This is a genomic window from Streptomyces sp. NPDC020898 (assembly GCF_044333925.1).
GTDB lineage: Bacteria > Actinomycetota > Actinomycetes > Streptomycetales > Streptomycetaceae > Streptomyces.
On sequence record NZ_JBIRRV010000008.1, the window covers coordinates 293491 to 317025 of the forward strand.

Sequence of the window (23535 nt, forward strand, 5' to 3'; positions counted from 1 at the left end):
GTTCCCTTTGCTGGGGCGGGCCCACTGGCGTTGGTACAGGTGCCCGCAGGATTGCCGGGTACCCGGAACTGGTGGCTGTGCCCACCCTCCCCCAGTCTCGGCTTCGCTCGACCGGGGGACCCCCATCGCCCCAGCGGAACGACTGCCCACAGCCGGGCGGGCGGCGGGCGACTGCCCGCGGGCGGGCGGGGCGGCTGTCCACGGCCGGGCGGGCGGGCGTGCTCATCTCGCGTCCGGGGTCAGTCTCTCCGGGCCGTTCGTCGCCGCGCGCTGCAGCTTGGTCCGTAGGTCCAGTTCGGCTCGGGAGAGCGCGCCCGGGGCTGCCCTCGGGGGGACTCCCTGCACTGTCGCGCCCGGGGCGACCGGGGGGTTGTACTGCGTGGGGGCCGTGTGGAGGGTGAACGTGGTGGCGCCGATGAGGGCGACGGTGAAGGCGATCGCCGCGTGAGTCCAGTTGCGGGCGCGGCGTTCGCTGCCCGCGCGGACCACGGGTGGGCGGGCGGCGCGCAGCCGTTCGTGGGCGGCGACTTCGGCGAGCCGCCGGGAGAGCAGGGCCGGGTCCGCGAGGTCCGGGAGACGGGCGGCGACCGCCTCGCGGGCATGGAGGAGACGATTCGCCGTCGCCGGGGTGCTCGCCTCCGTCTCCGCTGCCGTCTCCGGCAGGCCCAGGCCGACACCGTCGTACAGGAGCAGGGTGCGGCGGTACGGCGGGGGGAGCCTCAGGAGTACGGCCAGCAGCGCGCGGTCGGCCGGGTCGGCGGGCGGGGCCTCCGGGTGCCGGTGGCGGGCGCGGAAGCGGTGCCAGGGGGAGAGAGCGCACTCGTACACCGTCGCCCGTACCCACCCCGCCGGGTCCGGGTCCACGGCCACCTCGGGCCAGCGGTGCCAGGCCAGCTGGAACGCCCGCTCGACCGACTCACGCGCCAACTCCCGCCGCCCGGTGAGGAGATAGGCCTGCCGTACGAGAGCGGGGGCGCAGAACGCGTAGAGCGCGTCGAAGGCCTGAGCGGGCGTCAGGGGCGTCAAGGGTGCCGTGGGATCGGCCTGACGCAGGGTCACCTCATGGGCTGTCGCCGATGCCGCCGCCAGGAGGCTCGCGTACGTCTGTGCCTTGCGACCGCGCGGTGTCGTACGGCCGGCCTCCCACGCGCGTACCGTGTCGCGGCCGACGCCCACCCGTTCGGCGACCTGAGCCTGCGTCAGCGACTGGGCCTCGCGCAGGCGTCGGCGCTCGGCGGGGGGCGGCAGCGGGATGGCGGGGCTCTGCGTCACCGGAGACCCTTTCGCGCGGAAAAGTACATAAAACGTATATTGGGCGACACATCGGAGGTTCGCCTGTTACGACGGGAAAGCGCGTGTCGTTGGGAGCATGGCGCCCGTGACCCAGACGACCCACCGCCGGCCTCCCTTCCTGTCTCTGCGCACCCGCGTCCGTGACCGGCTGCGCGACCGTTCCCCCGGACTGGCCGCCGGCGTTTTCGGCGGCGCGGTCGCGGCCGGGCTCGGGCTCGGTTCGTTCGCCGTGCTCGTCATGGTGCTGTGGATCAGCTCCCCGTACCCGGACAGCGGACCCGGTGGCGCGCTGCACGTCGCCGCCGCGCTCTGGCTGCTCGCGCACGGCGCCGAACTCGTCCGCGCGGACAGCCTGTCCGGCGCCCCCGCCCCGGTCGGCGTCGCCCCCCTCCTGCTCCTCGCGCTCCCCGCCTGGCTGCTGCACCGCGCGGCCCGCGACGCGACGGAGGGCCCGGACACGGGGGAGGACGACGCCGAGGACGCGCCGCCCGTTCCCGCCCGTACCGCCTGGCTCGGCGTCGTCTCCGGCTATCTGGCCGTCGGCGGGGGCGTCGCGCTGTACGCGTCCGGCGGCGGGCTGCGCCCCGACTGGGCGTGGACGGCCGTATGCGTGCCGCTGCTCGCCATGGCCGCGGCGGGAGCCGGGGTGTGGACGGCGTACGGGCGCCCGCACGGGCCCCTGTCGCCCCGGGCGCTGTACCTGCTGCCCAGGTGGGTTCGTCGACGGGCCCTGGACCCGGATGCCCGGGTCCGTCTGCTGGCCGCCGGGCGGGCCGCCGGGGCCGGTACCGCTGTGCTCGCCGGGGGCGGGGCGCTGCTGGTCGCGGTGTCGCTGGTGTGGCACGGCGGGGTCGCCCGGGCCTCCTTCCTCCAGCTGACGGAGGCTTGGTCGGGGCGGATCGCCGTACTGCTGCTCTGTCTGGCCCTGATCCCCAACGCGGCGCTGTGGGGCGCGGCCTATGCCCTGGGCCCGGGTTTCGCGCTCGGCGTGGACCACACCACGGGCCCGCTGGCCTCCGACCCGGCGCCGCTGCTGCCGCCGTTCCCGCTGCTGTCGGCGGTACCGGACGCCGGGCAGGGCACCCCGCTGACCTGGGCGGTCGCCGTGGTGCCGGTGGCGGCCGGGCTGACGGTGGCCTGGTTCACGGCGCGGGCGGCGGGGTCGGGCGAGGGAAGGGAGCCCTGGTCGGTCGGGCGCACCGCCGCGAACGCGGGCCTCGCCGCCGTCCTGTGCGCGGGCGCGCTGGCCGTGCTGGCCGCTGCGGCGGGCGGACCGCTCGGGAGCGGCGCCCTCGCCCATGTCGGGCCGGTGTGGTGGCAGACGGGGGCGGCGACGCTGGCGTGGACGGCGGCCGTCGCCGTGCCGACGGCCCTGGGGCTGCGTGCGTGGTGCCTGCGGAAGCGGCCGAAGACGAAGGACACCGGCACACCGACCCCGACGCCCCCGGCGGCGGACGGCGAGGCGAAGAAGCCGCAGGGGACGACCCGCGACGACGTGTACGGGGCGGGCGACCCGTACGGACTGGAGGCCGCCTACGACTTCCTCCCCGCCGACCTGCCCTCACCCTCGCCCTGGTACGACGACGCCGCCCGCGAGGCCCGCTGGGCGGCGCTGAAGGAGGCGTCCGCCACGTCACCACCGGAGCCGGAAGACACGTAGCCCTGCCGTAGCCCTACCAGGCTTTTTCGAGCGCCTGAGCGGATCTGGTGAAGTCGGGTGCGCCACCGCGCCCCGAAAGGGGCGCGGGGAACTGCGCGACAAGCCCCCACCCGGCCCGCGGAAAACGAACCGCATATCCCGCGGAGCGCCTAGCTGTTCGAGCCGAACACGCCCCGGAGTTCCTTCGGGAGCAGGCGGTCGCAGTCCTGCTTGGCGGTGTTCGTGAGCGCGTCGTTCGTGCACGTGTAGTAGTCGCGGTAGACGAACTGGAGGCTGAAGGTCGCGGCGACCATGGCGAGGGCCAGGGATGCCGTGACCAGGCCGCTGATCGCGGCCGTCGTCTGCGGCCGGCGTGCGCCGCCCGGGCCCTGCGAGGGCACCGGCGCCGGGTCGTCCGGGTTCGGGGTGCGGGGCTTGGCGCGCAGGGCGCTGATGCCCCAGTTCAGGGCGAGCGCGCCGAGCAGCAGCGCCACGTACGGCCAGCTGAAGAGGGCGAAGAAGAAGGCCCACATGCCGCACAGCAGTGCGTACCGCGCGTGGCGCTGGGCGGGGTCCGTCGGGTCCCAGCGCGGGTTGGTGCCCTGTCCGTCGCCCGGCCCCTCGGGGCCGCCCTGTCCGCCGGACCGGCCCGACCGCTCGCCGAAGCCGCCCGGGGCACGGCCGGGCTGCCGGTCGCTCCACTGACTGCCCCACGGAGAGCGGCCGCCGTCGCCGGACTGGCCGGCCGAGTCGTCGTCGCCCGCCGGGCGCCGGGGCTGCCAGGGCTTGTCCGGTGAGCCCTCGGGCGGCGGGGCGAACGGGTTGTCGTCCGGGGCCGCGCTCCCCTGCCCGTCGCCGGTCTCGCCGTTCTTCTTGCCCGAGGGCGCGTCGGGCGGCGACGCGGGGCGCTCCCGCCACAGCACCGACTGCGGGGGGAGCGTAAGGAGTCGCAGGCTGCGGTCCGGCATCAAAGTGAGCGTCTTCCCCTTGGTGAAATACGGCTTCGTACGGCTGTTCCGGCGTGGGCCGTCATCCCGTCAACGCACCGTATGACGAGCGCGTTCCCGGACCGGCTCCTCGCAGACGCTACCTTCCGGCCACGCCCCCGTCCCGTGGGGGCTGTCCGGTGTGCCGGTATCGTTGCTGCCGGTCGGCCGCTTCGTAGACTTCCCCGTATCCCGGGGCGCGAAGCACTCGTATGAATGCACGAGCCGCCCGCACAGACTGTTCCCCCGAGAAAGGGCCCCGCCGTGGCCGAGTCCCAGGCCGCCAAGCGCCTTGTCGTGCTGGTCTCCGGATCCGGTACCAATCTTCAGGCGCTCCTCGACACCATCGCGGCCACCGGCACCGAGGCCTACGGGGCCGAGATCGTCGCCGTCGGGGCCGACCGCGACGGCATCGAGGGGCTCGCGCGCGCCGAGCGGGCCGGGCTGCCGACCTTCGTGTGCCGGGTGAAGGACTTCGGCACCCGGGCGGAGTGGGACGCGGCGCTCGCCGGGGCGGTGGCCGCGTACGAACCCGATCTGGTCGTGTCCGCCGGGTTCATGAAGATCGTGGGCAAGGAGTTCCTGGCCCTGTTCGGCGGGCGGTTCGTCAACACGCATCCCGCCCTGCTGCCCAGTTTTCCGGGGGCCCACGGCGTTCGCGACGCGCTCGCGTACGGCGCCAGGGTCACCGGCTGCACCGTCCACTTCGTCGACGACGGCGTCGACACCGGACCGATCATCGCTCAGGGCGTGGTGGAGATCCGGGACGAGGACGACGAGAGCGCTCTGCACGAGCGCATCAAGGAAGTCGAGCGAAGGCTGCTCGTCGATGTCGTGGGGCGGCTCGCCCGCAACGGCTATCGCATTGAGGGACGAAAGGTAGTTATCCAGTGACCGCCGACATCACTGTCACGGCCGAGAGCAACAAGCGGGCCCTTCGTCGGGCGCTCGTCAGCGTCTACGACAAGACCGGCCTGGAAGAGCTGGCCCGTGGCCTGCACGAGGCCGGCGTGGAACTCGTCTCCACCGGTTCGACCGCCGGCCGTATCGCCGCCGCGGGCGTCCCGGTCACCAAGGTCGAGGAGCTGACCGGCTTCCCCGAGTGCCTGGACGGCCGGGTCAAGACCCTGCACCCCAAGGTCCACGCGGGCATCCTCGCCGACCTGCGCCTGGAGAGCCATCGCGAGCAGCTGGCGGAGCTGGGCGTGGAGCCCTTCGACCTGGTGGTCGTCAACCTCTACCCGTTCCGCGAGACGGTCGCCTCCGGCGCGTCCCCGGACGAGTGCGTCGAGCAGATCGACATCGGCGGCCCGTCGATGGTCCGCGCCGCTGCCAAGAACCACCCGTCGGTGGCCGTGGTCACCAGTCCGGCGCGGTACGCCGACGTCCTGACCGCGGTCAAGGACGGCGGCTTCGACCTGACCGCCCGCAAGCGGCTGGCCGCCGAGGCCTTCCGGCACACCGCCGAGTACGACATCGCGGTGGCGAGCTGGTTCGCGAGTGCCTACGCGCCGGCGGACGACTCACCGTTCCCCGAGTTCATCGCCGCCGCCCTGGAGCGCAAGAGCACCCTGCGCTACGGCGAGAACCCGCACCAGCCCGCCGCGCTCTACGTCGACGGCACGGGCACCGGTCTCGCCGAGGCCGAGCAGCTGCACGGCAAGGAGATGTCGTACAACAACTACACGGACACGGACGCCGCCCGCCGTGCCGCGTACGACCACGACGAGCCCTGTGTCGCGATCATCAAGCACGCCAACCCCTGTGGCATCGCGGTCGGTTCGGATGTCGCCGAGGCGCACCGCAAGGCGCACGCGTGTGACCCGCTGTCGGCCTTCGGCGGCGTGATCGCCGTCAACCGGCCGGTCAGCAAGGAGATGGCGGAGCAGGTCGCGGAGATCTTCACCGAGGTCATCGTCGCGCCCGACTACGAGGACGGCGCCCTCGAAGCCCTCGCCAAGAAGAAGAACATCCGCGTCCTGAAGGCCCCGGCCGCGCCCTCGCACCCCGCCGAGGTCAAGCCCATCGACGGCGGTGCGCTCCTCCAGGTGACGGACCGGCTCCAGGCGGACGGCGACGACCCGGCCAACTGGACCCTGGCGACGGGCGACGCGCTGTCCCCGTCCGAGCTCGCGGAACTCTCCTTCGCGTGGAAGGCGTGCAGGGCCGTCAAGTCCAACGCGATCCTCCTCGCCAAGGGCGGTGCCTCGGTCGGCGTCGGCATGGGCCAGGTCAACCGCGTCGACTCGGCGAAGCTCGCGGTCGAGCGGGCGGGCGAGGAGCGGGCGCGGGGCGCCTACGCGGCCTCGGACGCGTTCTTCCCGTTCCCCGACGGGCTGGAGATCCTGACGGCCGCGGGCGTCAAGGCCGTGGTGCAGCCGGGCGGTTCGGTGCGCGACGAGCTGGTGGTCGAGGCGGCGAAGAAGGCGGGCGTCACGATGTACTTCACGGGGACGCGGCACTTCTTCCACTGACCTTCCACTGAGCCGTACACACGAAGGCGGGCGGTCCGGCACAGTGCCGGACCGCCCGCCTTCGTTCGGTGGATCAGGTGACGAGCTTGCCGCAGGCGCTGCCGGCCACCCACTGGTGCGAGGTGATGTTGTCGTTCACGTTGACGCCGTTGGTGAACGTGTTGTCGGTCAGGTTGTCGGCGTACAGCTCGCCCGGCGCGAGACAGGTGTGGCCGCCGCGGTAGAGGTCGTCCTGGTAGAACGCGACGTGGTCCAGGCCGCCGGTGAAGCCGCGGTTCATGACGGACGTGGCCTTGTCGTTGGCGCCGGCACCCCAGTTGGTGCTGTTCCCCGGAGTGTTGATCAGCTGGGTGCCCGAGCAGTCCAGGTCCTGCCAGGCGTACACGTTGCCGTTGCGCGCACCCCACTTGCTCTGGCAGACGGGGCCGGGCACGGCGCTCTCGGCCGCCTGTGCGGCCGTGGCGGGTACGGCGAGGCCCAGGGCGGTGAGCCCGAGGACCGCTGCCGTGACAGTGAACTTGCGCATGATGGTTCCCCTTGTTTTCGCGGTGTGTTGGTGGTGCTTGGGCGGTACGCGTCCGGAGCGCGCGGTGGTCAGTCGCGCTCCGGAACGACGCGTACCGCCCGGTCGTAGGCCTGTTGACCGAGGTTCCGGTGGGTGGCGAGGTCCTTCTCGTACCTGCCGTCCCGGTCGCGCAGGCGGTCCAGGTGGTACGTCTCCCGGGCCGTGACCACGGCACGCAGGGAGGTCTCTCGGGCACAGGTCGCGTCCGCGACGGCGGTCTTCCGCTCGGCGGCGAACGCCTCGTCGGCGCGGGCCGCGCCCAGCCGGCCGGTGTTGACCCGGACGGCGTCGCGGGCCGCCTGAGGATCCTTGTAGGGCCGGCCCGCCTGCTTCATGCAACGGGACCAGGCCCGTACCGAGGCGGTGAACTGACGATCCGTCATCAGGTCTTCCCCGTAAAGGGAGTTGAGGGACATGACGACCTTGCTCGTGCGGAACCATTCGGCCGGGTCGCCGTAGAGCCTGCGCTCCGCGTCCTCCGTACAGCCGCCGAAGCGTTTGCGGATCTCCCCGCCGCCCGGCAGGGTCACCGCGAGCACGCGGCTGCTGTCGCCGCCGTCGAGCGCGGTGTCGAAGGCGGTACGCCGGGACGCGGAAAGGCTCTGGCGGTAGGTGCCGATGGGGTTGCGTTCGCGGACGCGCTCGCTCTTCGCGTAGATCCGGCCGCCGTACCCGTACGTACGGGCCCACGCCACGTCGTCCTGGACGTAGCGCACCGGGCGGCTCTCCTGGAGCGTCAGACCGAGGTCCTCCCAGTAGGTGAAGCCCTGGCGGTTCATGCACTGTCTGGTCAGGTGTTGCTGCGCGTCGGTGACGCGCAGCTCCTGCCGCCAGGTCAGTTCCGGGGGGAGGGGACGCGGATCGGACTGCGCCCGGCTGTCGCCGTCACCGCCGCTATCGCCCGTACCACCGGTACCGCCGGCACATCCGGTCGTGACGGCCGCGGTGGCCGCCACGACCGCGCACAACGACATCAGCGCACGCCTCATGGCCCCGAACTCCCGTTCCCCTCGTGGGTTCCGTTCCCCCGTCGCCGCTCCTGGTCTCGGTGCGGCATCCACAAGATGGGGCAGGCGGGGTGTGTGGGGGTACCTCGTATGTCTGAGGGTCTGCTGTGGGGGATCGGTGGGGAAACTGTGCCCTGGCTTCTGTCCGCCGGCTCTCACCCGGGAGCGGTGGGAGCGGAATGGCGCATACCTGGGTACAGAGGCGCGCGTTCCGCTGGGACGGTGTGGCGACAGGCGACTGCCTGTTCGTACCGGCCTCTGGAGGTCCAGTGATGCGCGACAAGTTCAGACGCTCGCTGGTGGTCGCCCTCGGCGCCACCGTCGTCGTCGCCGTGGGGAGTGTGTCCGCGTCCGCCGCCGAGCGTGACGTGGCGGTGGCGTGTCCGACGGGGTACGTCTGTCTCCTGCCCCTGCTCGGGAGCGGTCAGCCGCTGCTCGTACCGGAAGGGCAGGGGGTCTCGTTCGACCCCGCGTTACTGATCACGGAGATCACCAACAGCACGAAGACCGGTTACTGCGTGACCGGGCAACTGAGCCACGGACTGGCCCCGGGGCAGACCAACACCTGGGACAACAGTGTGCGGGCCGTGAGCCCCTCGATCGGGGCCTGCCTGTCCCTCCCGGCACCGTGAACGTGACGCCTCCGGCCCTCCCCCGAGGGGGCCGGAGGCCACACGTCCGCGCGGGGCGGACGGTGACACCCTCGCGTGGAAGGGCGGGGAGGTGTACCTCGTAACTCTCAGGGTCACTTCTTCCCCGGAGGCGTGTACTCCTTGAGGTAGTGGGCGATGCGGTCGGCATAGGGCTGGATCTTCGGGGGAACTCCGGCCGCGTCGTTCACCTTCTCGTACGACATCCGGTAGGCCGCCGAGATCAGTACCCGGCGGTCGCCCGGCAGTTGCGAGTCCAGGCGGGGCGCGATCCAGCACAGGTAGCGGCCCATGGCCGGGATGGACTCGGCGGGTGGGAAGGGCGGTTCGGGGACGGAGACGGCGGGGGTGCCGTCCTCGCGCATCCACCAGCGCAGTACGCGCGGGGTCCAACGGGCGATGCCGTACTCGTCGTTGGCGGGATCGGCGAGGTTCGGGTCGAAGTCGCTCTCGACCTTCAGCATGGCCGCGATGAGGGACGGGGTGACGTCCGGTTGCCTGCAGTCGTGCGCCGTCTCGACGATCAGCAGCCGGTAGGCGGGCGGGATGTCCTTGTCGCTGCGGAGGTCGGCGGCGCCGTACGCGGCGGCCGCCGTGACCGACGACGCCCGGCCGGTGGCCTTCGACTCGCCGGCCGGTTCCTCCTCGTCCGCCTCGCCGTTGATGCCGTAGCTGAACGCGGCGAGTGCGCCCAGGGCCACCGTCGCGACCGTCGCGCTCCCGATCAGCGTTCTGCGGCCCCGGCGCGGGAACCGGGGGACGAGGCGAGAGAGGGTGCGGGACAGGAGTCCGGCACCGGCGCCCGTACCCGTCACCGTCTCCACTCTCCGCAGGAGCGCCTCGCCCGTGATCCGTTCCTCGTGCGTACGGGTCAGACAGTCCCGCACGATCTCCGCCCAGCCGTCGGGGAGGCCGGGGGAGAGGCGGAGTTCGTCGGTGCCCCGGGCGTAGGCCGCCGCCGCGTCGCGGCGGGTCGTCGGGGTGCCGCCGGGCAGCGGGAAGGAGCCGGTGAGCACCAGGTGGGCCAGAACGCCGAAGGCCCAGATGTCGGCCGACGGACGGATACGGCGGCCCCGTTCGCCGATCTCCGACCACAGGAGTTCCGGGGGCGTGTAGTCGGGCGTCGAGAAGGCAGGCGTGTACGCGTGCGTGCCCTCCAGTTCCGCGGCCATGTTGAAGTCGGCCAGCCGCGCCGAACCGTCCTTCATCAGCAGCACATTGGCCGGTTTCAGATCACCGTGCACCCAGCCCGCCCGGTGCAACTGGACCAGCCCCTCGCAGATCTGCGTGAGGAGGGCCGGGTTCTGCGGCGGCGGGCCCTGCGCTGCCGGGCCCTGGGTGCGGGCGAGGAGGGCCGCAAGGGACTCCTCCGCCTTCTCCAGTACGAGGACCACCGCGCCGTCCAGGTCCGGGTGGGCGGGGTCGTCCACCGTCAGCGCCTCGTACATGCGGATCAGCCGGGGACGCTTCAGCCGGCGGTGCAACGTCAGTTCGCGGTCCGCCAGTTCGCGCAGGTGGGCGAGGTGACGGGGGGTGCCGGTGCCCGTGGGCAGGAACTTGAGGGCGGCGGTGCGGGGGAGGTGCTCGGGCGCGCCGGCACCCCCGGTGAGCTGGTCGCCCTGTCCGTCGTCGACGCGCCGTGCCTCGTACACACTGCCGAACGCGCCCGTCGCGATCGGCTCCCGTACCTCCCAGGTGCCCACCCGGTAACCCTTGGGCACCGTCACCGCGTACGCCTCCGGCATCACCGCTCTCCCGCGCCCGGCACGCTGGTCAGCACGGTCAGGTCGTCCTCTCGTACGAGGTCGAAACGGAGCGCCAGCGAGACGAGGGACTCCTTCTTGCCGTTGAGGCGCGGGCCCGTGTCCGCCGTGTCGGGGCCGGGTTTGAGGCGCAGCTTCACGGCCAGGTAGTCGATGTTCCACTGCACCGAAGTGCGGGACGTCGCAGGCCAGTTGGGGCGCAGCCGGTCGACGACCTGGTCGACGGTCGGCAGCGGGGCGTGCGGGGCGCCGCGCAGCCGGGGCTCGCACAGGGCGGCCAGGACCGCGAAGTAACGCTTCGTGCGGTCGACGGAGAAGGCGGGCGCGGTGGTCGCGCCGGTCGGACCGGCGGACGGGTCGCGGTAGTCGTGGCGCGGTGCCCACACCTCGACCGGGAGCAGGTCACCGGCCGCCGGGAGCACGATCCGCGAGAACTCGAAGGGGACCGGTGCGTCCAGGCGCCCCGGGCCCACCTTGATGTGCTCGCCCGCGCCCTCCGGGTTCTCGACGACGTACGTCTGGGTGCGGCTGAGGTTGCTGAGTATCCAGAAGGCGCCCTGCGCGGTGATCTCACCGGCGGCGCGGGAGACACCCTCGTGCGGGATCTCCAGGTCGTTGTCGGTCGCGGACCGTCCGAACGTGAGCCGCTCGCCGGGCGCGAGCCGGAAGCGGGTGTTTCTTCGCTCGTCCTCCGTGGTCGGCGGAGGTACCACGATGATGCTGTACAAGGTGCGTCTCCCCGGGGCCTCGCAAATACCGGAGCCAGGGTAGGGCGACGCACCAGGGCCGTGTCTCCTGTTGCGCGAGCTGAGACACGGCCCTTGACGGTGAATGGCGTGAACTAGCCGCAGACCGTGTCCTGCTAGTGGTGGGCCGCCGGGTACTTCGAGCGGTTGAACCAGGCCGCGCCGTCGGACTTGCCGACGAACACCGCGACGAGGATCGCGAGCACGGTGTGCACCAGGCCGACGACGATGAACGGGTAGATGCCCAGGATCGCGGTGATGATCGCGAACACCATCGTGGTGATCCGGATGCCGCTGCCGCCGCTGGAGAACTTCGCACCGAGGACGATTGCGAAGACGCCCCAGGCGAGGACCAGCGCGGTGCCGGCCCACAGGGCGCCGGACGAGTAGTCGGCGAGTTGCTGGAAGTCGACGTCGTTCTGCAGTTCCTCGTCGTTCTTCGCGGCGCTGATCGCGAAGGCGGACAGCGCGAAGAGGATGGCGCCGATCACCTGGAGACCCGCGATGACGAAGAGCATCACGCGGGCGGCCTTCACATTGCCCGGCATCGTGAGCGGGCCGCCAGGGTAGCCGCCGCCGTAGCCCGGCTGCCCGTACGCCTGCTGGCCGAGCGGCGGGGCCGCCGGGTAGCCGTAGCCGGGCTGCTGGGGCGGGGTCTGCTGGGGGTAGCCGTAGCCGGGGGCCGGCTGCTGGGGCTGCCCCTGGGGCGGGCCGTACGGGTTGTTCGGGTCGCCGAAACTCATGGCGGGCTTTCCTCCGTCTGCGTCAAGTGCGGGGACGCGCGAGACACCGAACGGAGGAAGGTGATGTACAGATGCGGTCCGCCCCCCGGCCCTGCCCGCGGCACTGTGCTGCTTGTCGTTTAATCGTTCTTCAGTTCGCCCGCACTTGTCCAGCCGCATAGTCCATGTGTTGTGCAAGTGCAACATCCGCGATCATGCGCATACGTCGGTAGGACACCCGGATCGGAAGCCGGATCGGAACCCGGATTGGAACCCGGAGGTGGTCATCCGCGAGGATGGGGGCATGACCGCCCAGATTCTCGATGGCAAGGCCACCGCAGCCGCGATCAAGTCCGACCTGACCGCCCGCGTGGCGGCGCTGAAGGAGAAGGGCGTCACGCCCGGCCTCGGCACGATCCTGGTCGGGGAGGACCCCGGCAGCCAGAAATACGTCGCCGGCAAGCACCGCGACTGCGCACAGGTGGGCATCGCCTCCATCCAGCGCGAACTGCCCGCCACGGCGACCCAGGAGGAGATCGAGGCGGCGGTCCGCGAGCTGAACGAGGACCCCGCCTGCACCGGTTACATCGTCCAACTGCCCCTCCCCAAGGGCATCGACGAGAACCGCATCCTCGAACTGATGGACCCCGACAAGGACGCCGACGGCCTCCACCCGATGAACCTCGGCCGCCTCGTCCTGAACGAGCCGGCCCCGCTCCCCTGCACCCCCAACGGCATCCTCACCCTCCTCCGCAGCCACGGCGTCGAGATCAAGGGCGCCGAGGTCGTGGTCGTCGGCCGTGGAGTGACGATCGGCCGCCCGATGCCGTTGCTCCTGACCCGGCGCAGCGAGAACGCGACGGTGACGCAGTGCCACACGGGTACGCGTGACCTGGCCGCCCACCTCCGCCGCGCCGACATCATCGTCGCCGCGGCCGGCTCCGCCCACCTGGTCCGCCCCGAGGACGTGAAGCCGGGCGCCGCCGTCCTCGACGTCGGCGTCTCCCGCTCCGCCGAGGGCAAGATCGTGGGCGACGTCCACCCGGGCGTCACCGAGGTCGCCGGCTGGATCTCCCCGAACCCCGGCGGAGTCGGCCCGATGACCCGCGCCCAGCTCCTCGTCAACGTGGTCGAGGCGGCGGAGCGCAGTGTCGGCTGAGGCGGAAAACAGGCGGGGCCCGGTCGACGGCCCGGCCCCGGTCGACGGCCGGTCGCCGGTCGACGGCCCGGAGCCGGAGGGCGGCCGAGGGCCGGAGGGTGAGCGAAAGGCGGGGGGCGTGCGAAAGCCGCTCGGCGACGGCACGCCCGGCGCGGAGGCGGCCGAGTCGACGGGGGCATCCACCTCCGGTGGGGCGCCTCGGTTCGGCGAGGCCTCCTCCTCCGGTGGGGCTTCAGGGGCAGGGAGGGCTTCGCGTTCCGGTGGGGCTGCTACCGCTGGCGGGGCATCCGAGTCCGGCAGGGTGTCCGAGTCGGCTGGGCCCGCCACTTCCGGTGGGACCCGCGAGTCCGGCAGGGTGTCCGAGTCGGCTGGGCCCGCCACTTCCGGTGGGACCCGCGAGTCCGGCAGGGTGTCCGAGTCGGCTGGGCCCGCCGCTTCCGGTGGGACCCGCGAGTCCGGCAGGGTGTCTGAGTCGGCTGGGCCCGCCGCTTCCGGTGGGACCCGCGAGTCCGGCAGGGTGTCTGAGTCGGCTGGGCCCGCCGCTTCCGGTGGGACCCGCGAGCTCGGCAGCGCGTCCGAGTCGGTCGGGGGTTCCCGCTCCGGTGGGACGGCTGACTCCGGCCGGGATTCCCGGTCCGGCGGGACGTCCACCTCTGGTGAGGCGTACGAGTCCGGCCAGGCACCCGAGCCCGACAGGGCGTCCAGGCCCGGCGATCACGTCAGTGTTGTCGGCCCGGCCAGTGCCGCCGGCCCGGCCAGTGCCGCCGGCCCGGCCAGTGCCGCCGGCCCGGCCAGTGCCGCCGGCCCGGCGGATGTCGCCGACCCGGACGGTGCCGTCGACCCCGTCAGTGCGCCTGATGCCGAGGGGCGGCCTCGGCGTACGACTCGGCGGTTTCCTCTCTTCACGCGGGACACCGCGCGGCCGGAGGGGGGTGGCCGGGCGGCCTCGGGGGGTGCGCCGGCGCCTGCGCGGCAGTGGCCGATCCTTCTGGTGCTGAGTGTGGTCGGGGTGGGGCTGCTGATCACCGCGCTCGACGTGTTCCGGTACGGGACGCTGCTGATCGGGGCCGCGCTGCTGGGCGGTGCCGTACTGCGCTGGGTGGTGCCCGACGTCGGGATGCTCGCGGTGCGCTCCCGCTTCACCGACATGGTCACGTACACGGTGCTGGGCACGGCCATCGTGCTGCTGTCGATGATGGCGCAGCCGAGACCCTGGCTGGAGATCCCGTTCCTCAACGACACGCTGCACTACACGATCCGCAGCGACGCGCAGTAGCGCGGGAACCGACCCGCCGTCCGGCGTCGTCAAACGCCTCGGACCGGCCGGTGAAGGCCGGCGAACGCCGACGAACGTCGAGGAGGGTGCGCGATGAGCGCCTGGCAGCCGCTGCCGGACGATCTGCCGCCGGAGGTGCGGCACTTCGTGGAGCAGGTGCGGCTCCTCAAGGACCGCACGGGGCTCAGCCTGGCCGCGCTCGGCGCGCGTACCGCGTACAGCAAGTCCTCCTGGCAGCGGTATCTCAACGCGACCCAGCCGCCGCCCCGGCAGGCGATAGCCGCCCTGTGCCGGGTGGCGGAACTCACACCGGCGGACGCCGAACGCTTCGGGGTCCGCTGGGAGCTGGCGGTCCGGGCCTGGCCCCGCCCGCCGGCTCCCGCGCAGCAGGCCGGGGCGTACGACGGGGTGTACGAGGAGGAGGTGCCGACCCTTCCCTGGTGGGTGGAGTCCGAGTCCGCCGGGGATTCCGGGGATTCCGGGGCCCTTGGGGACTCCTCGCGGCGGGTGCTGCTCGTCGCCCTGCTCCTCGTACCGGCGCTCGTGATGCTCGCGGTGATCGGCGCTGTCGTTTTTGGTTGATGTCGCGTTGATGCCGCTGAGAGATCGTGGCATCCGTGTGCCCGCTGTGACCGCTCTTGTGCTTTCTGTGTGTCGATGTGTCGATAAGTTCGAGGATTTGCGAGCAGGGCGCAAGACACGAGGGCTAACGTGGGGCAATCGGGACGGCTCGGGGCGTCTCGTGCACTATTCAGGGGTTTGGCCGGCCGTGGGGGGCGTCGGTGGAACACTGGACCGCAAGCCAGGGGCGTGCAACGGTGCACCCCCAGGCCTGACAATGCTCCCGTGCGCCCCCACCCCGGGAACCGAGATCCTGACTGGGCGCATCCGTGTGGGTAGCCAGGACGGGACTCGGTCAAGGGAACCACGGCAACACGCGCGGGAGAACAGCCGGCACGAACCGGGGGGAATGAGGGGGGAAGCAATGCCTCGTTGGAGGGCCTTGCCGGATGAACTCGATCCGCAGGTCAAGGAGTTCGCGAGCCAGTTGCGCAGGCTCGTGGACCGCAGTGGCCTGAGCGTCGCGGCGGTGTCCGACCGCACGGGCTACAGCAAGACGTCCTGGGAGCGTTATCTCAACGGCCGGCTCCTCGCGCCGAAGGGCGCGATAGTCGCCCTGGCCGAGGTCACCGGTACCAATCCCATGCATCTCACCACGATGTGGGAGTTGGCCGAGCGTGCCTGGAGCCGCTCGGAGATGCGCCACGACATGACCATGGAGGCGATCCGGATCTCCCAGGCGCGCGCCGCGCTGGGTGAGTCCGGGGCGCCTGCCGCCGACACGAAGAACGGAAGCGGCAAGAACGGGCGGCCCGCCCGGAGCGCGACGGCGACACCGGGCATCGCCGGTCCCGCGGGCGTCGCACCGACCGTGCCGCCGCAGCCGACGGCCCCGGAGACCCGGGACTCGGCGGGCGACGTACGGGACGCGCGTGACATTCGCGCCGGCGCCGCGCGGAGCGGTGGTTCCAGCGGCTCGGTGAGTTCCGCGAGTTCCGCAAGCTCAGCGAACTCCGGAAGCTCCGGGAGTTTCCCCTCGGCCGAGGCCAACTCGTGGGGGCTGGCCGGGTACGCCGGACCGTCGTCGAGGATCGGCGCCGGGGGGCGCGCACCCTCGGCTTCGGGACTGGGCGGACCAGGCGGACCGGACGGACAGTCCGGGGCGTCGTCGACCTGGACTCCCGGTACGCCCGTGATGTCACCCGGCGGTCCGCCGCAGGACGCCCGGCCGGGCGGTGGCGGCAGCGGTGGCGGTTCGCGGCGCAAGCGGCGGCTGACGATGTTCCTCGCGGGCGTGGCGGGCGCGTCGGTGGTGGTCGCGGCCGCGTGGTTCCTCACCAAGGGCGGGGACACACCGGAAGCGGGCGCGCCGCCCCCCTCCCCGACCGTCTCGGCCGACACCAACACCGACCTGCCGGTCGGCGTGAAGTGCAGCGGCGACGCGTGCACCGGCCAGGACCCGGAGAACATGGGCTGCGGCGGCGAGTTGGCGCAGACCGCCAACAGCGTCACCGTCGGCACCACGCTCGTCGAGGTCCGCTACAGCAAGACCTGCCAGGCCGCCTGGGCGCGCATCACCCAGGCAGCTCCGGGCGACCAGGTCGACGTCGCCGCGTCCGGCACGGCGAAGAAGCAGACCGGTGAGGTCGACACGGACACCGACGCGTACACGCCGATGGTGGCCGTGAAGGACGCGGGCGACGCGACGGCGTGCGTCACCCTCGCGGCCACCGCGGAGAAGGGCTGCACGCAGTAAGGACGACGGCGCCACATTTCCCTCGTACGGAATTGCCGTACGGGGGAATGCCCGGCCCGGTTCGGGGCAGGCGGTGAAGTACCCCCACGGGAGTCCGGCACGGTCGGTCACCCGGCCGACGGCCGCTCGTCACTCCTCTCCCGGACGAGCGGCCGTCGCTGTGCCGCGCCGTGAACCGACTCTGTGGGGTGGGCCACACGGACCCGGACGTACGGGATCCCGGATGCGCGATAGCCTGACGGCTGGATCTCTCTTGACGCCAAGAGATCGATCATCCGAACCCCCCGGGGCAGCGACGCCCCACCGACAGCTGTCATACGGAGAACGCCATGACCCGCACTCCCGTGAACGTCACCGTCACCGGCGCGGCCGGCCAGATCGGTTACGCCCTGCTCTTCCGCATCGCCTCCGGCCAGCTGCTCGGCGCGGACGTGCCGGTCAGGCTCCGCCTCCTGGAGATCACCCCGGCGCTCAAGGCCGCCGAGGGCACCGCGATGGAGCTCGACGACTGCGCCTTCCCGCTGCTCCAGGGCATCGACATCACGGACGACGCGAACGCAGCCTTCGACGGCGCCAACGTCGCCCTCCTGGTGGGCGCCCGCCCGCGTACCAAGGGCATGGAGCGCGGTGACCTCCTCTCGGCCAACGGCGGCATCTTCAAGCCCCAGGGCAAGGCCATCAACGACAACGCCGCGGACGACATCAAGGTCCTCGTCGTCGGCAACCCGGCCAACACCAACGCGCTGATCGCGCAGGCCGCCGCGCCGGACGTACCGGCCGAGCGTTTCACCGCGATGACCCGCCTGGACCACAACCGCGCGCTCACGCAGCTCGCGAAGAAGACGGGCTCGACGGTCGCCGACATCAAGCGCCTCACCATCTGGGGCAACCACTCGGCCACCCAGTACCCCGACATCTTCCACGCCACGGTCGGCGGCAAGAACGCCGCCGAGGTCGTGAGCGACGAGAAGTGGCTCGCGGAGGACTTCATCCCGACCGTCGCCAAGCGCGGCGCCGCGATCATCGAGGCCCGTGGCGCGTCCTCGGCCGCCTCCGCCGCCAACGCCGCCATCGACCACGTCTACACGTGGGTCAACGGCACGGCGGACGGCGACTGGGCCTCCATGGGCATCCCGTCCGACGGCTCGTACGGCGTTCCGGAGGGCATCATCTCCTCCTTCCCGGTCACCACGAAGGACGGCGCGTACGAGATCGTCCAGGGCCTGGACATCAACGACTTCTCCCGCGCCCGCATCGACGCGTCGGTGCAGGAACTGACGGAGGAGCGCGACGCGGTCCGCGCCCTCGGCCTGATCTAGTCCCACCGGTTCCACCAGCCCCAACTGCTTTTCCCCCGGGCCCCGTTCAGGCTTTCGCCGGACGGGGCCCGGGTGCGTCCGGGCGGGTCAGGACAGCCGCTTCTCGAACCAGTGCCCCGCGTACGGGTTGTCGTCGTAGCGCGGGATCTCCGTGTAGCCGCACGCCCGGTACATCGCCTGCGCCTCCGTCAGCACGGCGTGCGTGTCCAGCCGTACGACCGTCAAGTGCCGTTCCGCCGCCTCGTGTTCGAGGGCGTCCAGCAGCCGGCGGGCGAGGCCCAGACGGCGGGCCCCCGGGTCCACCCAGACGTGCCGGATCTCGCCGACCCCCGGGTCGAGCCGCCGCAGCGCCCCGCAGCCCACGGCACGCCCTTCCTCGTACGCGACCAGGAAGGCACCCGCGTCCCCCGACACCTCGTGCGGCTGTACGAGGGCGGCGGGGTCGAAGCCCTCGGGGAACCGTTCGTCGATGTCGGCGGCGTACGCGGCCAGACAGGCGCGGGCGTCGGAACTCGCGCCGTCGGCCACCTCGACGGTGATCGCCGCGAGGCGGAGCAGCCGTCGGGCCGTGTCGAGGGCGGTCGTCAGTTCGCCGCGCCGGGTGTCGTCGAGGCCGGCCAGGAGGCCCGCCGCCAGCCCGTCGGCCCGCCGGTTCTGCTCCGTCAGCTCGGCCTTCCCGGCCGGCGTCAGCCGCACCACCCGGGACCGGCTGTCCTCGGGATGCACCCGCACCCGCACCAGCCCCTGAGACTCCAGCGCGCGCACCATCCGGCTCAGATACCCGGCGTCCAGGGTGAGCCGGCTGCGCAGCTCGCGCAGTGAGGCGCCGTCCCCGGTCTCGGAGATCTCGAAGAGCAGTCGCGCCTCGCCCAGTGGCCGGTCCTGGCCGAGGTAGTGGTCGTCGAGGGCGCCGATGCGGCGCGTGAAGTACCGGTTGAAGCGGCGCAGGGCCGCGACATCGTCGTCCGCATCCTTCGTCAGCACAGGTTCCATATTTCTTTGACCTTAGTCAAAGGATTTCTGGGAGTCCAGCGTGGAGACAGTGTGTGCATCCGGGGTCGCACGGCCGTCCTCCTGGTATTCCGGTATCCCCGCCTCGTGCGTCGCTCTATGCTGATGGGCTGTCAACTGAACGTCAGACAACGGCCTTTACACGCATCGGGGGAGTCGCGTGAGTACCGCATACGTGCCGCCGCAACCACAGCAACCACAGCAACCGGAACCGACGCCGGCAGGCCCGCCGCCCGCACAGGCGCCCACGCCACCGCACGCCAGCGAGGCGACCCGGCTGCTGTGCGCCGGCACCTATCTGGACTCCGGATACCGCGACCGGGTCATCGAGGAACTGCACCTCAACGAACAGCGGATCGTGGCACCCTCGCTCGGCTTCGACGCGGCCCGCGTCCTCGCGCACGCCCTGCGGGCCAGACGCCAGGAACTGCTGTGGGCCGGGGCGATCCTGGGCCTGTGGGTGGTCGGCTCGGCGCTGACCGGCGGTCTGCTCGCCCTCTTCCTGTTCCCCATCCTGTACATCGCGGTCGCGTCCTGGATCCGCGGCCGGGGCCACCACCCGCCCCTGTACCGCCTGGTGCCCGCCTTTCTGCTCCGCTGGTGGGGCCGCGGCTGGTTCGCGTTCCTGCTGGTCCTCACGTTCGCCGTCGCGTTCGGCGCCGGGGACGACGTCTCCTCGTACGACTCGGGCTACGGTTCGTCGTACGACTCCGGTCTGTACGGCGACGGCTTCTCCGACTCGCCGAGCCCGACCGACGTGCTGGTGCCGTCCGCCGACAGCCTCGACGGCGTGATCGAGCTGTGGCAGGCGTGGGCCACGTTCGCGATGTTCGCGCTGATCGCCCTGTGCGTGGCCGCGCAGCGCGGCCAGTTCGCCCGCGCGCTGGCAGCCGAACTGTCCCCGGAGCGCTTCCCGGACGCCGCCTCGGACCCCGCCGAGCGGGCGGAGGGACAGCGGTTCCACCGGCTGAAGGACCGCATCCGGCTCGAACAGCACGCGCCGCTGATCATGTACAACGAGCTGCGGCCGTTCTGCGGTGCGGGCGCGGACTACCAGACCTGGGTCCTCGCCGTGGAGCTGCGGCCCGAGGAGATGAAGAAGCAGCAGCCGCTCGGCAACCGCGTCGTGCTGGAGAAGATCCGGCCGCTGATCGAACAGCTGCGACTGCCCGCCGAGTACGCGGGTCAGCTCGGGCGCGACCGGCTGCGCCGGCTGGAGATCGACGAGTGCGTGTTCCTGCCCGCCGAGGGGATCCAGCGGCGCGAGGAGGCGCCGTACTATCCGCAGGCCTTCGAGGAGCACCGGGCGCGTGCGGTCGAGGAGGGCGCCGAGAAGAGGCGGCACTTCCTGCGTATCCGCGTCGGCGGCTGGGAGGAGGAACTGGTCGTCACGGTCTTCGTGCGCGTCCACACCCAGGGCCGCATGCTCACGCTGGAGGTCGCCCCGCACGTACTGACGCCGGTGCGCGAGGACTTCAAGAACGCCGACCGCGCCGCCCACCGCTTCCGCAACAACAGCGTCCTCGGCAAGGCCGCCTGGGCCGTCGCCCAGGTCCCCGGCTCCGTGGCCCGCTCACTCGTCACCCTGGGCAAGGGCCTGCTGTACGTCTGGCGGTTGCTGACCGGCGGGTACGCGGGTGCGCTGCCCGACGGGCCGGCCCTGTCCGTGCGGGAGTTGGGCTCCGTACGCACCGGGTCCGACTTCCAGGAGATGGACGTTCTGCGCTATCTCAGGAACGTGCAGGACCGGGTGGCGAACGGGGTGCTGGTCGCGCTGGCCGAATCCGGTTACCAGACCGGCGAGTTCATGCAGCGGGTCACCAACGTCATCAACGGCGACGTGAACAACTTCGGGCGCGTCGAGAACAGCACCTTCTCTGTAGGCAAGTTCGCCTCCACCTCCACGACTACCGGCGGCGCCGCGCCGCAGACGGGATCCGGCTCCGATGGCCAGCGATGAACCGAACGTCAGCTTTGGCGATGTCTCGAACAGCACCTTCGCCGTCGGCCGCCACGCGCGTGCCGTCGTCAACCACGGCGCGCCTCCGCAGCGCGACGAGGCCGCCGAGGAACTGCTGAACGCCGTACGCGAGCTGCGTGCCGACCTGGCCCGGGTGCGCGCCAGCGCGGAGACGGACGCTCTGCGCACGGAGCTGGAGGAGGCGGAGGAGGAGATCACCCGCACCGGCCGGGCGGATCCCTCGCGCCGGGAGCGACTGCGGGAGCTGCTCACCGACTCCCAGACCCTGCTGAACGTGTTCACCTCGGCGGCGGCCGTGGCGGGCCTCGTGGGGATGTGAGGGGAACACGATGAGCGGGGGATCGCGGTACTGGAACGAGGAGACGCAGCGCTGGGAGGAGACCGGGAGCCGTTCCGGCCCTTCGGCGACGCCTCCGCCACCGCCCCGGCCGCACTTCCTGCCGGCGGGGTCAGGGACGGCGGAGCCGGGGGAGGGCGCGCCGCCGCCCGAGGCGCCCACGGTGTCCGTGCCCGCCGGGTGGCCGGACGCTTCCTGGCCGCCCGCCGGTCAGCCCGCCGCGCCCGCCGCGACCGGGGGCCCGGGACGGCGGCTCGTGTGGTCCGTGCTGATCGGGGCCGCCGCCGTCGGTGTCGCCGCGAGCCTGGTGCTGACCTTCCTGGTCGACACCGGGGACGACGGCAAGGACAACCGGACGACCGTGGCCGGCGAGTCCACGACGCCCGGCACCCCGGAGCCGACGGACCTGACCGATTCGCCCACCGAAACGACGGCCTCGCCCTCCGCGTCCGGCCCCGAACTGCCCGTCGGCTACGAGTCGTACGAGGACGAGGAGGGCTTCAGGATCGCTAGACCCGAGGGGTGGACGCGGACCACGGCGGACTCCTCGTTCGGCATCGCCGTGGTCAACTACCGCAGCCCGGACAGCAATCACCGCATCCAGGTGTACCAGGTGGCGGAGTCGTCCCCGGCCGAGTCGTTCGAGCTGTACCTGTCGGACGAGACCGCCAAGGCGCCCGGCTTCACGGAGCTCGACCTGGAGACCCTCGACGACGGCGAGTTCACGGGCACACGGCTGGAGTACCTGGCCGACTCCATCAGCAACGAACCCGACGTCGGCACCTGGCACGTCTTCGACGAGCGTTTCGTGGCGTCCGACGGCAACGTCTACGCGATCGCCGCGTACGGCCCTGACGCGGACGGCCGCGACGACGAACTGGAGCTGCTCACCACGGCGTTGGACTGGTTCTGCCCACCCCTCGGCGCCTGCGCCGCGCCGGTACCGGACTGAACCGACCAGCGACCGTTCCACAGGATTCCACACGCGAACCCCCGCGGATTCGGTGAAATCGGGTGCCGGGCAGCTTCGTTGTGTGCACGCTCAGTGCATGAGTGACTACAGGGATGAGGTCCCGGCGTATCTGACGATCCGGGTCACCGCCCAGGACGGGCCGATCGCGGCCTTCGCGGAGCAGGAGGCGTACGAGGCCACGAAGCGCTATCCCGACCTGATGGGCGTGGGCATCCCGGAGTTCTTCCATACGAGGGAGTGCGAGACGGGCGGCTGGGAGCTCTTCGGCCACGGCAGCGACACACCGCAGGGCTCCCGGGACTCGCTGGGCTCGGTGTTCCGGATGCGGGCCAAGGGCGCCGACGACGCCGGCGACGAGGAAGCCCGCCGCAAGTGGATGGCGGCGGCGCTGCGCATGGACCGCGAGGTCGTGAACGACGTGCGCGTACGGGGCGAGCGCTTCCGGATCGTCCGTGCCTCACGGTTCGTCCGGATGGGGCCGAACGGGCCAGAGCCGCCCCGCCCCTCCGACCCCGACCCGGCGGAGGTCGGCGAGGCGCACAAGGTGGGGCCCCGCACCAAGGGGTTCGTGGTCGATCCCTTCACCGGCACCGGGCTGTCCGACGGCATCCTCAAACTCGATCTCATCCAGTTCGTCGGGGTCACCCCGGGTGCGCCGCCGGAGATCCGCGACGAGGCCCGGCGCGCTCTGCACACGCATCCGGGCGGGGTGCTGCTGCCCGCCGTCTACATGATCTCCGAGCGGGTGAACGGGAGTTGGAAGGCCCACAACCCCGGCGCCTCCGACTCCACGCCCCAGGGCGCGCGGGACTCCCTGGCCTCCTGGCTGCGCGTGATGGCCCCCTTCACCCAACGGCTGGGCGAGGAGAAGGCCGCCGAGTACGCCCGTATCGCCGACCACCTGGACGAGAAGCGCTCCAACGTCGCGACCGTGGACGGCGTCCGCTATCGCGTCACCCGCGTCGAACGCCTCATCCGGGTCGGCCCCGACGGCCCCGAGGGCCCGCGCCCGTCCGACTTCGACCCCGAACCACCCGTCGACGTCCAGACCCGCCAGCTCAAGGAACAGGGCCTGTGGAAGGAGGAGGACGACGACGAGCCGATCGTCCTCGACGCCCGGACCCTGGAGCTGAAGGAACTCTGGGACGCGGAGACGGCGCGACGGGCGGCGGTACGGGAGAGCCGGAAGAAGGGGAAGGGGTAAGGGGTAGAGGGGGTAAGGGGTAGCGGGGGGGGGCGCGGGGAGCGGCCGCCCACCCCCCAACCCCATACGCCCATCCGCCGCCGCGCCCCCCCGCGTGCCCCCCCCGCCGCGCG

21 protein-coding genes are annotated in these 23535 nt (G+C 72.1%); 13 read left to right on the plus strand and 8 right to left on the minus strand.

The window, feature by feature from the left end:
• Window positions 1-222: 222 nt before the first annotated feature.
• Window positions 223-1272, minus strand: coding sequence for a helix-turn-helix domain-containing protein (locus ACH4TV_RS26180; protein WP_398402099.1), 1050 nt, complete (start codon window positions 1270-1272; stop codon window positions 223-225).
• 97 nt (window positions 1273-1369) lie between these two features.
• On the opposite strand from ACH4TV_RS26180, the gene ACH4TV_RS26185 reads away from it, so the two are divergent.
• Window positions 1370-2953, plus strand: a complete 1584-nt coding sequence (locus ACH4TV_RS26185) for a DUF6350 family protein (protein WP_398402101.1) — start codon at window positions 1370-1372, stop codon at window positions 2951-2953.
• A gap of 149 nt (window positions 2954-3102) precedes the next feature.
• Here the strand turns inward: ACH4TV_RS26185 and ACH4TV_RS26190 are convergent, their stop codons facing one another.
• Entirely contained in the window at window positions 3103-3900 is a 798-nt protein-coding gene (locus tag ACH4TV_RS26190; protein ID WP_398402103.1) for a hypothetical protein, read from the minus strand.
• Window positions 3901-4134: 234 nt separating this feature from the next.
• Between ACH4TV_RS26190 and purN the strand changes: the two genes are divergently transcribed.
• Together purN and purH are read left to right on the plus strand one after the other, a co-directional pair.
• Window positions 4135-4812, plus strand: coding sequence for a phosphoribosylglycinamide formyltransferase (gene purN / locus ACH4TV_RS26195; protein WP_398402105.1), 678 nt, complete (start codon window positions 4135-4137; stop codon window positions 4810-4812).
• Window positions 4813-4820: 8 nt separating this feature from the next.
• The gene (gene purH / locus ACH4TV_RS26200) at window positions 4821-6392 is read left to right on the plus strand and encodes a bifunctional phosphoribosylaminoimidazolecarboxamide formyltransferase/IMP cyclohydrolase (RefSeq protein ID WP_398402346.1); all 1572 of its coding nucleotides are present in this window, start codon (window positions 4821-4823) and stop codon (window positions 6390-6392) included.
• Window positions 6393-6465: 73 nt separating this feature from the next.
• Here purH and ACH4TV_RS26205 read toward each other — a convergent pair whose 3' ends face one another.
• Both ACH4TV_RS26205 and ACH4TV_RS26210 read right to left on the minus strand, forming a co-directional pair.
• A complete protein-coding gene (locus ACH4TV_RS26205; protein ID WP_398402107.1) occupies window positions 6466-6918 on the minus strand; it encodes a peptidase inhibitor family I36 protein in 453 nt (150 codons plus the stop codon).
• 68 nt (window positions 6919-6986) lie between these two features.
• The gene (locus ACH4TV_RS26210; protein ID WP_398402109.1) at window positions 6987-7946 is read right to left on the minus strand and encodes a hypothetical protein; all 960 of its coding nucleotides are present in this window, start codon (window positions 7944-7946) and stop codon (window positions 6987-6989) included.
• A gap of 290 nt (window positions 7947-8236) precedes the next feature.
• On the opposite strand from ACH4TV_RS26210, the gene ACH4TV_RS26215 reads away from it, so the two are divergent.
• The gene (locus ACH4TV_RS26215; protein ID WP_398402111.1) at window positions 8237-8596 is read left to right on the plus strand and encodes a hypothetical protein; all 360 of its coding nucleotides are present in this window, start codon (window positions 8237-8239) and stop codon (window positions 8594-8596) included.
• 113 nt (window positions 8597-8709) lie between these two features.
• On the opposite strand, the gene ACH4TV_RS26220 is transcribed toward ACH4TV_RS26215, so the two are convergent.
• The 3 genes from ACH4TV_RS26220 to ACH4TV_RS26230 all read right to left on the minus strand — a co-directional run bounded on the left by ACH4TV_RS26220 (window position 8710) and on the right by ACH4TV_RS26230 (window position 11866).
• Window positions 8710-10359, minus strand: coding sequence for a serine/threonine protein kinase (locus ACH4TV_RS26220; RefSeq protein WP_398402113.1), 1650 nt, complete (start codon window positions 10357-10359; stop codon window positions 8710-8712).
• Complete coding sequence (locus ACH4TV_RS26225) at window positions 10359-11105, minus strand: FHA domain-containing protein (RefSeq protein ID WP_398402115.1); 747 nt, start codon at window positions 11103-11105, stop codon at window positions 10359-10361. Before ACH4TV_RS26225 ends, ACH4TV_RS26220 begins: the two co-directional genes overlap by 1 nt.
• 134 nt (window positions 11106-11239) lie before the next feature.
• Complete coding sequence (locus ACH4TV_RS26230) at window positions 11240-11866, minus strand: hypothetical protein (RefSeq protein ID WP_398402117.1); 627 nt, start codon at window positions 11864-11866, stop codon at window positions 11240-11242.
• Between the two features lie 283 nt (window positions 11867-12149).
• On the opposite strand from ACH4TV_RS26230, the gene ACH4TV_RS26235 reads away from it, so the two are divergent.
• The 5 genes from ACH4TV_RS26235 to ACH4TV_RS26255 all read left to right on the plus strand — a co-directional run bounded on the left by ACH4TV_RS26235 (window position 12150) and on the right by ACH4TV_RS26255 (window position 17916).
• A complete protein-coding gene (locus ACH4TV_RS26235) occupies window positions 12150-13004 on the plus strand; it encodes a bifunctional methylenetetrahydrofolate dehydrogenase/methenyltetrahydrofolate cyclohydrolase (RefSeq protein ID WP_398402119.1) in 855 nt (284 codons plus the stop codon).
• Between the two features lie 517 nt (window positions 13005-13521).
• Complete coding sequence (locus tag ACH4TV_RS26240) at window positions 13522-14280, plus strand: DUF3017 domain-containing protein (protein WP_398402121.1); 759 nt, start codon at window positions 13522-13524, stop codon at window positions 14278-14280.
• A gap of 93 nt (window positions 14281-14373) precedes the next feature.
• Complete coding sequence (locus tag ACH4TV_RS26245) at window positions 14374-14862, plus strand: helix-turn-helix domain-containing protein (RefSeq protein WP_398402123.1); 489 nt, start codon at window positions 14374-14376, stop codon at window positions 14860-14862.
• A gap of 403 nt (window positions 14863-15265) precedes the next feature.
• Window positions 15266-16597 (plus strand): XRE family transcriptional regulator, encoded by a 1332-nt coding sequence (locus ACH4TV_RS26250; protein ID WP_398402125.1) that lies wholly within the window; start codon window positions 15266-15268, stop codon window positions 16595-16597.
• 329 nt (window positions 16598-16926) lie between these two features.
• Complete coding sequence (locus ACH4TV_RS26255) at window positions 16927-17916, plus strand: malate dehydrogenase (protein WP_398402127.1); 990 nt, start codon at window positions 16927-16929, stop codon at window positions 17914-17916.
• An 87-nt stretch (window positions 17917-18003) separates the two neighbouring features.
• Here ACH4TV_RS26255 and ACH4TV_RS26260 read toward each other — a convergent pair whose 3' ends face one another.
• On the minus strand, window positions 18004-18909 hold the full coding sequence (locus tag ACH4TV_RS26260) for a GNAT family N-acetyltransferase (protein ID WP_398402129.1): 906 nt from the start codon (window positions 18907-18909) through the stop codon (window positions 18004-18006).
• Window positions 18910-19087: 178 nt separating this feature from the next.
• On the opposite strand from ACH4TV_RS26260, the gene ACH4TV_RS26265 reads away from it, so the two are divergent.
• From ACH4TV_RS26265 to ACH4TV_RS26280, 4 genes are all read left to right on the plus strand, one after another.
• The gene (locus tag ACH4TV_RS26265; RefSeq protein ID WP_398402131.1) at window positions 19088-20887 is read left to right on the plus strand and encodes a hypothetical protein; all 1800 of its coding nucleotides are present in this window, start codon (window positions 19088-19090) and stop codon (window positions 20885-20887) included.
• Window positions 20874-21227 carry a hypothetical protein gene (locus ACH4TV_RS26270; RefSeq protein ID WP_398402133.1) on the plus strand — a complete coding sequence of 118 codons (354 nt, stop codon included), beginning with the start codon at window positions 20874-20876 and terminating at the stop codon, window positions 21225-21227. Before ACH4TV_RS26265 ends, ACH4TV_RS26270 begins: the two co-directional genes overlap by 14 nt.
• Before the next feature lie 10 nt (window positions 21228-21237).
• Window positions 21238-22197 carry a hypothetical protein gene (locus tag ACH4TV_RS26275; RefSeq protein ID WP_398402135.1) on the plus strand — a complete coding sequence of 320 codons (960 nt, stop codon included), beginning with the start codon at window positions 21238-21240 and terminating at the stop codon, window positions 22195-22197.
• Between the two features lie 97 nt (window positions 22198-22294).
• The gene (locus tag ACH4TV_RS26280; RefSeq protein WP_398402137.1) at window positions 22295-23422 is read left to right on the plus strand and encodes a DUF5954 family protein; all 1128 of its coding nucleotides are present in this window, start codon (window positions 22295-22297) and stop codon (window positions 23420-23422) included.
• The last annotated feature ends 113 nt before the right edge of the window (window positions 23423-23535 follow it).